The organism is Stenotrophomonas sp. YJH_SMC_19, assembly GCF_059367915.1.
The window spans coordinates 13452-27742 of the sequence record NZ_JCAFRI010000008.1 but is presented as its reverse complement, the minus strand read 5'-3'; the positions used below and the strand labels follow the sequence as shown (position 1 = coordinate 27742).

9 protein-coding genes are annotated in these 14291 nt (G+C 68.3%); 7 read left to right on the top strand and 2 right to left on the bottom strand.

What is annotated here, in order from left to right:
- Window positions 1-96 precede the first annotated feature (96 nt).
- The 7 genes from pilG (at window position 97) to AC5P5R_RS10490 (ending at window position 12038) form a co-directional block, all read left to right on the top strand.
- Window positions 97-498: a twitching motility response regulator PilG gene (gene pilG, locus AC5P5R_RS10520; RefSeq protein WP_005418455.1), complete on the top strand. Its 402-nt coding sequence runs from the start codon at window positions 97-99 to the stop codon at window positions 496-498.
- A gap of 18 nt (window positions 499-516) precedes the next feature.
- Window positions 517-879: a response regulator gene (locus AC5P5R_RS10515; protein WP_005410717.1), complete on the top strand. Its 363-nt coding sequence runs from the start codon at window positions 517-519 to the stop codon at window positions 877-879.
- Window positions 879-1409 carry a chemotaxis protein CheW gene (locus tag AC5P5R_RS10510; RefSeq protein ID WP_005410716.1) on the top strand — a complete coding sequence of 177 codons (531 nt, stop codon included), beginning with the start codon at window positions 879-881 and terminating at the stop codon, window positions 1407-1409. Before AC5P5R_RS10515 ends, AC5P5R_RS10510 begins: the two co-directional genes overlap by 1 nt.
- Window positions 1410-1450: 41 nt before the next feature.
- Entirely contained in the window at window positions 1451-3487 is a 2037-nt protein-coding gene (locus AC5P5R_RS10505) for a methyl-accepting chemotaxis protein (protein ID WP_005410715.1), read from the top strand.
- A gap of 100 nt (window positions 3488-3587) precedes the next feature.
- Window positions 3588-10265 carry an Hpt domain-containing protein gene (locus tag AC5P5R_RS10500; RefSeq protein ID WP_100438345.1) on the top strand — a complete coding sequence of 2226 codons (6678 nt, stop codon included), beginning with the start codon at window positions 3588-3590 and terminating at the stop codon, window positions 10263-10265.
- Complete coding sequence (locus AC5P5R_RS10495; RefSeq protein ID WP_012481043.1) at window positions 10252-11577, top strand: chemotaxis protein CheB; 1326 nt, start codon at window positions 10252-10254, stop codon at window positions 11575-11577. Before AC5P5R_RS10500 ends, AC5P5R_RS10495 begins: the two co-directional genes overlap by 14 nt.
- Window positions 11574-12038: a chemotaxis protein CheW gene (locus AC5P5R_RS10490; RefSeq protein WP_005410712.1), complete on the top strand. Its 465-nt coding sequence runs from the start codon at window positions 11574-11576 to the stop codon at window positions 12036-12038. The genes AC5P5R_RS10495 and AC5P5R_RS10490 overlap by 4 nt, the downstream gene beginning before the upstream one ends.
- 102 nt (window positions 12039-12140) lie before the next feature.
- Here AC5P5R_RS10490 and AC5P5R_RS10485 read toward each other — a convergent pair whose 3' ends face one another.
- Both AC5P5R_RS10485 and bioA read right to left on the bottom strand, forming a co-directional pair.
- Window positions 12141-12878, bottom strand: a complete 738-nt coding sequence (locus AC5P5R_RS10485) for a 16S rRNA (uracil(1498)-N(3))-methyltransferase (RefSeq protein WP_012481042.1) — start codon at window positions 12876-12878, stop codon at window positions 12141-12143.
- Window positions 12869-14260 (bottom strand): adenosylmethionine--8-amino-7-oxononanoate transaminase, encoded by a 1392-nt coding sequence (gene bioA, locus AC5P5R_RS10480; protein WP_033833434.1) that lies wholly within the window; start codon window positions 14258-14260, stop codon window positions 12869-12871. Before bioA ends, AC5P5R_RS10485 begins: the two co-directional genes overlap by 10 nt.
- Window positions 14261-14291: the final 31 nt, after the last annotated feature.

Here is a 14291-nt window from a genome sequence, read left to right as displayed (position 1 = left end):
ATGGGGCGGCCTTGAAGCGGGCGCGGAAAGTGCGATATAGATACGCTTTCGTAGCGGCCCCCGCCAGAGATCGGGCCGTGCGCTTGGGGATAGGCAATGACTGAAAACACGACTGCGGGCGGGGAACTCGCAGGACTCCGGGTGATGGTCATCGATGATTCGAAGACCATCCGCAGGACTGCGGAAACGCTGCTCAAGCGCGAAGGCTGCGAGGTGGTCACCGCCACCGACGGCTTCGAAGCGCTTGCGAAGATCGCAGACCAGCAGCCGCAGATCATCTTCGTCGACATCATGATGCCGCGCCTGGACGGGTACCAGACCTGTGCGCTGATCAAGGGCAACCAGCTGTTCAAGGCGACCCCGGTCATCATGCTCTCGTCCAAGGATGGCCTGTTCGACAAGGCGCGGGGACGCATCGTCGGCTCGGAGCAGTACCTGACGAAGCCTTTCACGCGTGAAGAACTGCTGGGTGCCATCCGCACATACGTCAACGCCTGACCAGGGGGGAAAGGCACAATGGCTCGTATCGTTCTGATCGAGGATTCACCGACCGACCGCGCGGTGTTCACCCAGTGGCTGCGCCGTGCCGGCCACGAGGTGCTGGAGGCGGACAATGCCGAGGATGGACTGCAGCTGGTCCGCGACCAGGTGCCGCAGCTGGTGCTGATGGACGTGGTACTGCCCGGCATGAGCGGCTTCCAGGCCACCCGCGCGATGGCCCGTGATGCGGCGATCAAGCACATCCCGGTGATCATCGTCAGCACCAAGGCGATGGAAACCGACAAGGCCTGGGGCCTGCGTCAGGGCGCGGCCGATTACATCGTCAAGCCGCCGCGCGAGGATGAACTGATCGCGCGGATCAACGAACTGGTGGCCTGATGCGCTCGCCCTTCGACATTCTCGAAGCCTACGAACGGCGCAGCCTGGCCCACGCGGTGCAGCTGCCCGAGCGGCAGTTCGCCCAGGACCTCTGGCGTGGCGTGGGTTACCGCGTCGGCCAGCGCCGGCTGGTGTCCGATTTCCGCGAAGTGGTGGAAATCGTGCCGATGCCGCCGGTGACCCCGGTGCCGTGCGCGCAGCCGTGGCTGCTGGGCGTGGGCAATCTGCGCGGCAACCTGTTCCCGGTGGTCGACCTGAAGTACTTCCTGGAAGGCACGCGTACCGTGCAGCAGGAAGGCCAGCGCGTGCTGATCATGCGCCAGGCCGGCGGCGACGTCGCGCTGACCATCGATGAACTGTTCGGCCAGCGCAGCTTTGAACTGGACCAGCAGATCGCGGCCGGCACGCTGGCCGAAGGGCGCTACGGCCACTTCGTCGATCGCGCCTTCCACGCCGACGGCCACGACTGGGGCGTGTTCTCCCTCTCGCTGCTGTCGCGTACCCCTGAATTCCGGCAAGCCGCGGCCTGAGGCCGGGCATCGCCCCCTGCATTGAAGATCGAGGTTGAACGATGAGTACTGCTTCGGACGCCACCAAGACCGGCAAGCTGCGGCTGGGCGGCAGCAACCTCTGGTTGTTCCTGCTGCTGGCATCGATGATCCTGTTCGGCGTCAACACCGGCGTCGCCACCTGGCAGGGCAGTCGCCTGGCCGATGCCGGTTCCAAGGCGGCCGACCTGCAGGTGCTGTCGCAGCAGCTGGCCAACCAGGGCCGTGACGCGGTGGGCGGCAACGCGCAGGCGTTCACCGCTTTCAAGGCGACCCGCAACGCGATCGAACAGAACGTGTCGACACTGCAGGGGCGCTACGGCAAGGAGCCGGGCGTGTCCGGTGCCATCGCCACCCTGGGCGAGACCTGGGCGCCGCTGGGCAAGCAGGCCGGGCAGCTGGTCGCCAGTGAACCGGCGGTGCTGGCGCTGGCTGGCAACGCCAACAACTTCACCGGTGCGGTGCCGGGCCTGCAGGCCCAGCTGAACGAGCTGGTGCGTGCGATGTCGGCCTCCGGCGCGCCGTCGTCGCAGGTGTACAGCGCCCTGCAGCAGGTGGTGGTGGCCGGCTCCATGGCCCGTCGCGTGACCGAAATGCGCGCCGGTGGCAGCGCCGCAGCGACGTCCGGCGATGCACTGGCACGCGACATCACCGTGTTCTCGCAGGTGCTCGACGGCCTGCGCAACGGCAACGAGGAACTGGGCATCACCGCCGTGCGCGGTGCCGCCGCCGTCGCCGCACTGGAGCAGTCGCAGCAGAAGTGGGAAGCGATGAAGCAGGACGCTGACGCGATCCTGGCCAGCTCGCGCCAGCTGTTCGCGGCGCAGTCCGCCGCCACCGCGCTGGGCCAGGGTTCGGCCCACATGCTGGATGACAGCCGCAAGCTGTTCGACGCGTTCTCCTCGTTCGGCTCGGTGTCTGACACCCGCCTGTTCCCGAACTTCTGGATCGGTGTGGTGTCCGGTGCGCTGTCGCTGATCGCGATCATCGGCTTCGTTTCCACCAACGTGCGCAGCCGCTCGCGCGAGCAGGAACTGCGTTACCAGACCCAGGTGGAATTCAACAGCCGCAACCAGCAGGCGATCATGCGGCTGCTGGACGAAATCTCCTCGCTGGGTGAGGGCGACCTGACGGTGAAGGCCTCGGTGACCGAGGACATGACCGGCGCCATCGCCGACGCGATCAATTACGCCGTCGACGAGCTGCGCCACCTGGTGACCACCATCAACGACACCTCGGCCAAGGTCGCGCTGTCCACCCAGGAAACCCAGGCCACCGCCATGCAGCTGGCGGAAGCAGCGGGCCACCAGGCCAACCAGATCACCTCGGCCTCGGACCGCATCGGCGAGATCGCGGCGAGCATCGAACAGGTGTCGCGCAACTCGGCCGAGTCGGCCGACGTGGCACAACGCTCGGTGGTGATCGCCGCCGAAGGTGCCGGCGTGGTGCGCGAGACCATCCAGGGCATGGACCAGATCCGTGACCAGATCCAGGAGACCTCCAAGCGCATCAAGCGCCTGGGTGAGTCGTCGCAGGAAATCGGCTCGATCGTGGAACTGATCAACGACATTTCCGAACAGACCAACATCCTGGCGTTGAACGCGGCAGTGCAGGCGGCGTCGGCAGGTGAAGCAGGCCGCGGTTTCGCGGTCGTGGCCGACGAAGTGCAGCGCCTGGCAGAACGTACCTCCGGCGCGACCCGACGCATCGAGAACCTGGTGCAGGCCATTCAGGCCGATACCAACGAAGCGGTCACCTCGATGGAACAGACCACCGCCGAAGTGGTGTCCGGTGCACGCCTGGCCGAGGACGCCGGCACCGCGCTGACCGAGATCGAGCGCGTGTCCAATGCACTGAACACCCTCATCAAGAACATCTCCATCGCCGCCCAGCAGCAGTCGGCTGCGGCCTCGGACATCACCCGCACCATGGGCGTGATCCGGCAGATCACCGGCCAGACCTCGCAGGGTGCCGGGCAGACCGCCGAATCGATCGGCCACCTCGCGCAGCTGGCGGCCGACCTGCGTCGTTCGGTCGCCGACTTCAAGCTGCCGGCGTGACGCGGGCAGGGCGGCGAGCAAGGAACCAGTCGATGAAGCATTTCCATTCCCCACGCCAGAACTCGCGCGGCTTCCGCGCGGCGGCGAACGGAGCGCGTCCATGAGCAGTCTGCGCGATGCGATGAGCCACGCAGCGCTGGGCTGGGTCAAGCCCGAGCTGGACGAGACCCTGCGCCAGGTGCGCAACGAAGTCGAGTACTACGCGGAAGACCCGACCGACGCCAGCCGCATGCGCATCTGCGCCGGCTACCTGCACCAGGTACAGGGCACCCTGCGCATGGTCGAGCTGTACGCCCCGGCCATGGTGGCCGAGGAGCTGGAACAGCTGGCCAATGCCATCGGCGCCGGTGGCGTGGCCGATCGGGATGAAGCCTGCGCGACCCTGATGCGTGGCAGCGTGCTGCTGCCAGATTACCTGGAGCGCCTGCAGAACGGTCACCGTGACATCCCGATCGTGCTGATGCCGCTGCTGAACGAGATCCGTGCCGCACGTGGCGAAGAGGGCGTGCATGACAGCGTGTTGCTGGCATTCGCACCGGACAGCATCACCGCCACCGAGGCCGAGCTGGACCATGCCCGTGGCAGCCTGAGCGGGCGCAACCGCGAGCTGCTCGATACCGTGGGCAGTGCAGTGAAGGAAGAACTGCTGCGCATCAAGGATGCGCTGGACCTGCACCTGCGTACCGGCGGTGCGCCGGAGCAGCTGCAGACCCAGGCTAACGAGCTCGGTGCGGTCGCCGATACGCTGGGCATGATGGGCCTGGGCGTGGCCCGCGGCGTGGTCGTGCAGCAACGTGATGCCCTGCGTGGCGTGGTCGAGGGCCGCCAGCAGATCGACGAAAACCTGCTGCTGGATATCGCCGGGGCGCTGCTCTACGTGGATGCGTCGCTGGATGACCAGGTCGCCCACCTGGGCGCGGGCGGCAGTGGCCAGGACGATCCGAGCGCAGTGGAGAACCGGCGCACGGTAGAGGTGCTGGCGCATGAGGCCATCGCCAACTTCGCCGCCGCGCGCGAGCATTTCGTCGCGTTCATTGAAACCAGCTGGAACCATGCCGAGCTGCAGGATGTGCCGCGCCTGCTGGGCGATGTGTCCGGTGCGCTGCGCATGCTCGACCTGGGTACCGCCGCCGATTACCTGCGCGGTGTGCAGCAGTACATCGAAGCCGAGCTGATCGGTCGCCAGCGCGTGCCGAGTGGCCGCCAGCTGGACACGCTGGCCGACGCCATGGCCAGCCTGGAGTACTACCTGGAAGCCCTGCGCGACCGTCGTCCGGGTCGCGAGGACATCCTCGACATCACCCGCAGCAGCCTTGAGGCGCTGCGCTACTGGCCGTTGCCGAACCACGATGCGGCTGAGCCGGCAGCGTCCGTGCCGCAGTCGATCGAGCGTGAGCCGGTCGTGCTGCAGGGCGAGGCACTGCAGCCAGAGCACATCGAGATCCCGGTACAGTCGGCCGCGCCGGCACCCGGTGAGGTGCCGGTACCGCTGCCGGACTTCACCTTCGATCCGCCACCGGCCACGCCTTCGCCGGCAGCGGCGGACAACAGCTTGATGTTCGGTGGGCTGGGATCCGTCGCCTCCGCGCCGCTGTCGCTGCGTGACGAGTCGGATGCACCGCTGGTCTTTGCCGCCTCCAGTGCACCTGCACCCGAGGTCCCGCAATGGGATCTGGCACCGTTCCATCCTGAGGCCGATCCGCTCGCTCCAGCGGACGATGAGCGCAGTCCGACGTTTGCCAGCTTCGATCCGGTCAGTTTCGAACAGCTCGATGCAGGGCAGGGCGCCGCCGCCCATTGGACGCTGTCGGAGGCGGCTCTGCCAGTGCAGTCCAATGCGACAACCGGCCTGGACGTAGAGGACGCCGCCGCCGCCTCGCTGTCCATCGAGACCGGCGCGCATGCCGCACCGGGGTTCGACCCGGTGGCCGCCGAACATGACGCGGTTTCTGCAAGTGACGACGTCGTGTTCCGTTTCGATGCCGATGCGCTGGACAATGCCGACGACGTGTTGTCGCTGCATGCGATGGAGGCATTGTCGCTGGAGGACGCTGCCGGGCTGCATCCGTCGCTGGAGAGCGTCGATGCCACTGCCCCTGCGGTGGTGGAAGAGAGCCCGGCTGCCGCAGAGCCGGACATCACCGCCGTGGATGTGCCGGTGGAAGCGCCCGCACCGCTTGCCGATGTGCCGGCAGCGGCGGTGTCGATGATCGACATCGACACCATCGCACCGATTGATTTCAGCGAAGCCGACGCGCAGTTCTTTGCCGAGCTGAGCGCTGCCGCCGCGGACTTCAATCCGCAGGCGACCCCGACGCCGGCCGATGCGGAAGCGCCAGTCGCCGTGGGCAGCGCGGAAGATGCAGACGCCGGCTTCGAGGCCGGCTTCGACGACGATGCCGAGAACATCGACGAGGACATCCGCGAGGTGTTCCTGGAAGAGTTCGACGACGAACTGGCCAACCTCGGAACGTTGCTGCCGGCATGGCGCATGCAGCCGGACAACATGGACCGTCTGCGTCCCATCCGCCGCATCTTCCATACGCTCAAGGGCAGTGGCCGACTGGTCGGTGCACGCACCCTGGGCGAATTTGCGTGGAAGATCGAGGGCATGCTCAACCGCGTGCTCGACGGCAGCCGCCCGGCGACGCCAGCCGTGCTGGCCATGGTCGACAACGCGCATGCCGCGCTGCCGCAGCTGAACGCCGCGTTGCGTCATGGCCAGCGGATCAGCGTGGACCTGCAGGCGATGCAGGCCATTGCCGATCGCGTCGGCGCGGGTGAGGAAACCTATTACGTACCGCTGCCGGTTGCGGCTGCTCCCGCCGCACCGGTGGTCGAAGCCGATGGCGAGGACGAGATCAGCCGCATCCTCGAAGCCGAAGCAATGGCGTCGGTGCAGGCTGAAGCCGATGCGGACCCGGCGCCCGAAGCATTGGGCACGCCGGCCAACATCGACAGCGTGCTGCGCGAGATCCTGGAAGCCGAAGTGGAAGTCCACCAGGCGACCCTGCAGGACTGGCTGCGCTTGGCACAGCAGGCGCCGCAGCCGGTCAGCGACGCGCTGTTGCGCGCGGTGCACACCATGAACGGCGCCTTCGCGATGACCGAAGTGCCGGAAATCACTGCCGTTACCGGCGGTGCCGAGTCCTACATCAAGCGCGCGCTGGCTGCAGACGTGGTGCCGGGCGACGAGGGCGTGGCCGCGCTGGATGCGACCGCGCAGGCGATCACCGCGACCATGGAAGCGCTGCAGGCCGAGCAGCCGCGCATCACGCCACAGGAAGCGCTGGTACAGCGCCTGCAGGCGCTGGCCGGTGAACTGCCGGAAGCGCGCTGGCCGATGGTCGGGCTGGAGGACGAGGATGAAGAGGGCATCGCGCTGGCGCCCGATGTCGGGCGGGCATCCGAAGCCGAAGCGCCGCTGGCCGGGCTAGACACGCTGGACGAAACCAGCATGGCGTCCGCTTTCGATGTGGCGCCCGATCTCATTGCCGAGCCGCAGCCGCTTGCCGAAGATGCGCTGGAACCGGTTCCAGCTGCAACCGACCCGCAGACGCTGGACATCGCGGCCGACAGCGGCCTGGACGTGGGCGAGCTGACCGCCAGCGACGATCTTTCGCGTTACTTCGACGCCGGCTGGCCGTCGGTGCCGGGCGAAGGTGAACCTGCCGTGGCGGACACCGGCGCGATTGAATCGATCCAGCCGGTCGAGAGTGCGCCTGTTGTCGAAGTGGCCGAAGCAGATGCCGTGCCCACGATCGCGACGGTCGACGACGCTGATCTGACCATGGCCGACGATCTGTCGCCCTACCTCGACGCCAGTGCGCTGCCGGTGGATGACCGCGACGCGGAAGAGTGGCCGGTGCCTGCGGAAGTTGACGCGATCGACCTGAATACGCCGTTGTCCTTTGATTCGGGCAGTGGCGATGACAGCGTCATTGACGCCGCTGCTGCACTGCCACTCGACAGCGGGCTGTCGAGCCTGCAGGATGAAATGGCTGCGCCGGGTTTTGCAGAACCGGTCACGCTGGCAGCCGCGCTCGAGGCCGGCCTGCACGTGATCGAAGAAGAGCAGACCCTGGACGACGACGGGCAATGGCCCGTGCTCGGCCTCCAGGCCAGCGAACTCGCGCCGGGCGAGGCGGAAGCCTTTGCCGAGGATGCGGACGTCGGCGGGGAGGCGGCGGTCGGCGAAGGAGAGAGCGCCGATCAGCCGTCCCCGGCGACGGTGAACGAGGCGAGCGCTGCCGAAGCACTGCAGGCCACCGCCGAGCCGGTGCGGTTCTTCGAACTGGAAGAAGCGCCGGGGCAGGGCACGGCCAACACCGATGCCGAACCTGCCGAGGCCGACGCCGGGGAGCGGGCGCCGCTCCACGATGAAGCCTCCACCCTGGAAGACACCGCGGATGGCGCCGATGCGCTCGACTTCAGTGTGTACGACCGCGAACTGGTCGACATCTTCGTCGAGGAAGGCAAGGACCTGCTCGACCACTGCGATGGCCTGATCAGCGAGCTTCGCAATGCGCCGCAGGATCGCGAGGTGCTGGCCGGCCTGCAGCGTGACCTGCATACCCTGAAGGGTGGCGCACGCATGGCCGGCATCAATGCCATCGGCGACCTTGGCCACAGCATCGAATCCCTGCTGGAAGCCGTGGCGGCCGGCCGCACCGAGATTGATCGCCGCGACGTGCAGCTGCTGGAGCGCGGCTTCGACCGCCTGCACCAGCTGCTGACGCGGACCGGTGCCCACCGCGTGGTGGCGCCTGCACAGGACCTGGTGGAGGCCTTCGAGGTCCGCACCACCACCGATATCGCGGCGGCCGCTGCGTCCCCGCGTGCGGCCAGCGAGGCCGAGGCCGTGCCGGCACAGGCTGTGGGCCCGCTGACGACGCCGGCCGATGCCCCGCTGTCGGCACCACTGCCGGCCGAAGGCGTGGCCGACGAAGATCCGCTGGCGCGTCCGCAGCAGGAGCAGGTGCGGGTGCGCGCCGACCTGCTCGACCGCCTGGTCAACCATGCCGGTGAAGTGGCGATCTATCGCTCGCGTCTGGAACAGCAGCTGGGTGCCTTCCGTGGTGCCATGGCCGAACTGGAGCGCACCAATGCGCGACTGCGCGACCAGCTGCGCCGACTTGACCTGGAAACCGAGGCGCAGATCGTCGCCCGCTACCAGCGCGAGCAGGACCAGGCGGACCAGAAGTTCGATCCGCTGGAACTGGACCGTTTCTCCACCCTGCAGCAGCTCAGCCGTGCGCTGAACGAGTCCGCCGCCGACCTTGGTGGCCTGCAGGGCGTCCTGGACGATCTGTCGCGCCAGTACGACTCCCTGCTGCAGCAGCAGTCGCGCGTAAGCTCGGAACTGCAGGATGGCCTGATGCGCGCGCGCATGGTGCCGTTCGACGGTCTGGTGCCGCGCCTGCGCCGCGTGGTCCGCCAGTCCGGCATGGATACCGGCAAGCAGGTCCACCTGACCCTGGAAGGTACCCACGGCGAACTGGACCGCAACGTCCTCGACCGCATGGTCGCGCCGCTGGAACACATGCTGCGCAACTCCGTGGCGCATGGTCTGGAAGCGCCGGAACAGCGCCGCGCCGCCGGCAAGCCGGAGGAGGGCGAGATCGCCATCCGGCTGCACCGCGAAGGCTCGGAAATCGTGCTGGAAGTGGCCGACGACGGCGCCGGCCTGGACCGCGAGGCGATCCGCCGCCGCGCCATCGACCGTGGCCTGCTGGCTGCCGATGCGCAGCCGAACGAGCAGGAACTGGACAACCTGATCTTCGCCTCTGGTTTCACCACCGCCGACCAGGTCAGCCAGCTGGCCGGCCGTGGCGTGGGCATGGACGTGGTACGCAACGAAGTGCGCCAGCTGGGCGGTTCGGTCGATATCCAGTCAGTGCGGGGCCAGGGCGTGCGCTTCACCCTGCGCCTGCCGCAGACGCTGGCGGTCACCCAGGCGGTGTTCGTGCAGATCGGCGAAACCACCTTTGCGGTGCCGGTCGCATCGGTCAGTGGCATCGGCCGCCTGTCGCGCGAGCGTTTCGAAGCGGCCGACAGCAGCTATCGCTACAGCGGCGAGGACTATCCGCTGTACGACCTCGGCAGCCTGGTCGGGCAGGCCCCGGCGCGTGCCGATGGCCAGGACCAGGTACCGCTGCTGCTGGTCCGTGCCGGTGACCTGCGTGCCGCTGTCGCGATCGACCAGGTGCTGGGCAACCGCGAAATCGTGGTCAAGCCGGTCGGCCTGCAGATCGCGTCGGTGCCGGGCATCTACGGTGCAACCATCACCGGCGATGGCCGCGTGGTGGTGATCCTGGACGTCGCGCCGCTGGTGCGCCGCTTCCTCGCCAACCCGACGCTGCCGGTGCTGGCCAACGCGCCACGCCAGGAGCGCCAGGTGCCGCTGGTGATGGTGGTGGACGATTCGCTGACCATGCGCAAGGTGACCGGGCGCATCCTCGAACGCCACAACTTCGAGGTCAGCGTCGCCCGCGACGGCGTGGAAGCACTGGAGCGCCTGGAAGAACGCGTGCCCGACCTGATGCTGCTGGACATCGAGATGCCGCGCATGGATGGTTACGAGCTGGCCACCGCGATGCGTGCCGACCCGCGCTACAAGGACGTGCCGATCGTGATGATCACCTCGCGCAGCGGCGACAAGCACCGCCAGCGCGCCTTCGAGATCGGTGTGCAGCGCTACCTGGGCAAGCCGTACCAGGAGCTGGACCTGATGCGTAACGTGTACGACCTGCTGGGGATCGCCCGTGTCCGTGAGTGAAGCCCAGGCGGCCCCGGCCGTCGCCCTGCTGGCCCGTCCTGGCGCAGCGCGCGAGCGCTTGCGCGAGGCGTTGTCGCATGCCGATGTGCAGCTGGTGCTGGAAGACGACCCCAACGGCCTGGAGCCGCAGCTGCTGCAGGACGCGCGTCCACAGTTCGTGTTGATCGCGCTGGAAGCGGCCATCGAGGATGCTCTGGAGCGGCTTGAAGCGGTGCTGTCCGCACCAGGCCTGACCCTGGTCTTCGACGAAGCCGAGCTGGCGGCGCGCCGTGATGGCTGGGAGGCACAGCGCTGGGGCCGCCACCTGGTCGCCAAGCTGCACGGCCACCAGCAGGTGCTGCCGCCGGGTGCGGAAGACGAACCCGCCCTGCAGCTGGAACCGGGCCACCCGGCACCGCCGCCGGCACCACGGGAAGAAGCGCTCCAGCCGCATCTGGACCAGGCATTGAGCTGGGCCGACGAGGTACCGGCGGACAGCCTGTATGCGCCACCGGCGCACCTGCACGAACCGATCGCGCTGGAGCAGGCACTGGCCGCGCTGCAGCCGGTGGTGCCGGAGCCGCTGGAGGCAGCGCCGATGCAGCCGGTTGCCGCACCGGCAACGCCGCCGGTGTCCTTCGACCACACCGCGTGGTCACTGGTCGAGGACGTAGCAGACGCACCCGCAGCCACCGGGTACATCGCCGCGATGGAAGCCCCGCTGCCGTCCTTCGATACCGATCACCTCAGCCTGGTGGACCTGGACACTGCGGCGCCTGCGGGCGCACGTGCCGGCTCGCTGCTGGTGCTGGCCGGCATTGGCGGCCCGGATGCGCTGCGCCGCCTGCTCGGTGCGCTGCCGTCGTCGCTGAGCGTGCCGGTGCTGGTGCACATGCGCCTGGACGGTGGCCGCTACGGCAACCTGGTCAAGCAGATGGCACGGGTGTCGCCGCTGCCGGTGCAGCTGGCCGAAGCCGGCCAGCGTGCAACACCCGGTGAAGTGCACGTGCTGGCCGATGACATCGGCGTGCAGGCCGCCAGCGACGGCCTGCATTTCGTCAGCGACGCGCAAGGCATTTCGATTGCCGGGCTGCCGGCCGACCACACTGCGCTGGTCCTGCTCAGCGGCGCCGACCTTGCGCATGTGGGTCCGGCGCTGGATCTGGCCGCCGCCGGTGCCTGGGTGGCCGGGCAGGTCGGCGAGGGCTGCTATGACCCTGCCGCAGCCACGGCGGTGGTCGCCGCTGGCATGGTGGCGGGTGAGCCACAGGAACTGGCGCAGGCCATCGCCTCGCGCTGGGGCGTGGAAGACGATAACGGAGAGGCACCATGAGCTATGCCAGCAATGACGAAATCCGCGGCGTCCTGATCCAGGCCGGCAACGAGCGCGTGCTGCTGCCCAATGCCACCGTGGCCGAAATGATGTCGCGGGTGCCGGTGCAGCCGGTTTCCGACGCCCCGCGCTGGCTGGTCGGCGAAATCGGCTGGCACGGCTGGCAGGTGCCGCTGGTGTCGTTCGCGCGCCTTTCCGGCCTGGGCGAGGAAGCCGTGGGCGGCCACAACAAGGTCGTCGTGCTGAAGGCCCTCAGCGGCAACGCGCAGCGCCCGTACTACGCGCTGCTGACGCAGAATTTCCCGCAGTTGATCTCGGTGCCGCGCGATGGCCTGCTGGCCGATGCTTCCGAGGAAACCCTGCCGCAGATCGTGCACATGCGCGTGCTGCTGGGTGAGCAGAGCGCGCTGCTGCCGAACCTGGATGCGCTGGAAGCCGCGCTGGATTCGCTGGCGGCCTGATCGGCAATCCGCCGGTCGGGTTCCCGGTAGTGCCGGCCGCTGGCCGGCAACCTCGTGATCCCTTGGATGCCGGCCAGCGGCCGGCACTACCACCAATCAACCTTACCCCAGGTCGCCCAACCGCGCCTGCAATGCCGCGATCGCGGCCAGCCCGGCGGTCTCCGTGCGCAGGATGCGCGGCCCCAGCTGCAGGCCCTGGAATCCTGCCGCTGCCAGCTGATCCCGGTCGCGCGGCGACCAGCCGCCTTCCGGGCCGATCGCGATCACGATGCCGCCCGTCGGCGCCGCGTCGAGCGTCGACAGGCGATGGGCACCGTGCGGGTCCAGCGTCAGCCGCAGCGTATCGGCCGGCAGCGTCGTCGCCGCCTGCGCCAGTGACACCGGCGATCCAACCTGCGGAATGCGCGCGCGCCCGGACTGGCCGCAGGCCGAGGTCACCACGTTGTTCCAGTGCGCTACGCGCTTCTCCGCGCGCGCGACATCCAGCTTCACTTCGGTGCGCTCGGCATTCACCGGAACGATGGCGCTCACGCCCAGCTCGGTGGCCTTCTGCAGGATCAGGTCCATCTTCTCGCCTCGGGCAATGCCCTGCAGCAGAGTGATCGCCAGCGGCGATTCGTTGTCCACCGCCTGCACCGCATCGATGCGCACCTGCACCTCGCGCTTGCCGGCGGCAGTCAGCGTGGCGCTGTAGTCGTGGCCATCGCCGTTGAACAGCACACAGGTATCACCCTCGCGCAGGCGCATCACCCGCACCAGATGGTTGGCCGTCTCTTCCGGCAGGGTCACGGTCTGGCCGCTGTGCAGCGCCAGGTCGATGGGGCAGCGGGTCACGCGCATGCAATCGCCTCGTCAATCGCCGCCAGCGTGGTATGTGCCAGCAGCTCCAGTTGTTCGTCATCCACGCAGTAGGGTGGCATCCAGTACAGCACGTCGCCCAGCGGACGCAGCACCACGCCACGTTTCAGCGCAGCCTTGTAGGCGTGCAGGCCCAGTCGCAGCGCCGGATCGAACGGCGTGCGCTTGTTGCCATCACGCGACAGCTCGAAGGCCACCACCATGCCGGCCTGGCGGACGTCGGCCACGTGCGGATGGTCGCTCAATGGCGCAGCCAGCGCGCCCATCACCGAGGCGATGCCACGGTTGCGGGCGATCACATCGTCGTCGCGGAAGATGTCCAGCGTCGCCAGCGCAGCCGCACAGGCCAGCGGGTTGCCGGTGTAACTGTGCGAATGCAGGAAGGCGCGCTCGCGAGAGTCATCAAGGAAGGCGTCGTACAGCGCCTGCGTGGCCAGCACCGCGGCAAGCGGCAGGAAGCCGCCGGTCAGGCCCTTGGACAGGCACATCAGATCCGGCATCACCCCGGCCTGCTCGCAGGCGAACAGGGTGCCGGTGCGGCCGAAGCCGGTGGCGATCTCGTCGGCGATCATGAATGCGCCGTGCGCATCACACAGTTCGCGCACCCGCTGCAGGTACACCGGGTCATGCATGCGCATGCCGCCGGCGCACTGCAGGCGCGGCTCCAGGATCACCGCGCAGATCTCGCCGGGATGCTGGTCAAACAGGGTGGCCAGACCATCAGCGGCCTGGCGTGCGCGATCAGCCGCACTCTGGCCCGGCTCGGCCAGGTAGGCATCGGGCGAGGGCGCGAACAGGCCTTCGGCCAGCAGCGGCGCGTAGACGCGGCGGTACAGCGGAATGTCCGCCATCGCCAGCGCTCCAAGGGTCTCGCCGTGGTAGCCGTTCTCCAGCGCGATGAAGCGCGTGCGCCGTGGCTCGCCGCGGTTCTGGAAATACTGGAAGGCCATCTTCAGCGCGACTTCAACGCCGGCCGAGCCGTTGTCGGCGTAGAACACCTTGGCCAGCGGCTCGCGGCCGGGCTGGCGTGGCGCCAGCGCCAGCAGGCGCTCGGCCAGGGTGATCGCCGGCTCATGGCCGAAGCCAGCCAGCATCACCTGTTCCAGCTGCCCGGCCTGCGCCGCGATGGCGCCGCCGATGCGCGGCTCGGCATGGCCGAACAGATTGGTCCACCAGCTGCTGACGGCGTCCAGATAGCGGTTGCCGTCGTGGTCGATCAGCCATGCGCCTTCACCACGGGCGATCGGCACCAGCGGCAGGGTATGCGGGTGCTCACGCATCTGCGTGCACGGATGCCACAGCACCTGCAGGTCGCGTTGCCGCCAGTGCTGGGCCAGCGGGGAGGGGGTTGGGTCTGCTAGCATTTCGGGCTCATGAACATGTTGCTGCCTGCAC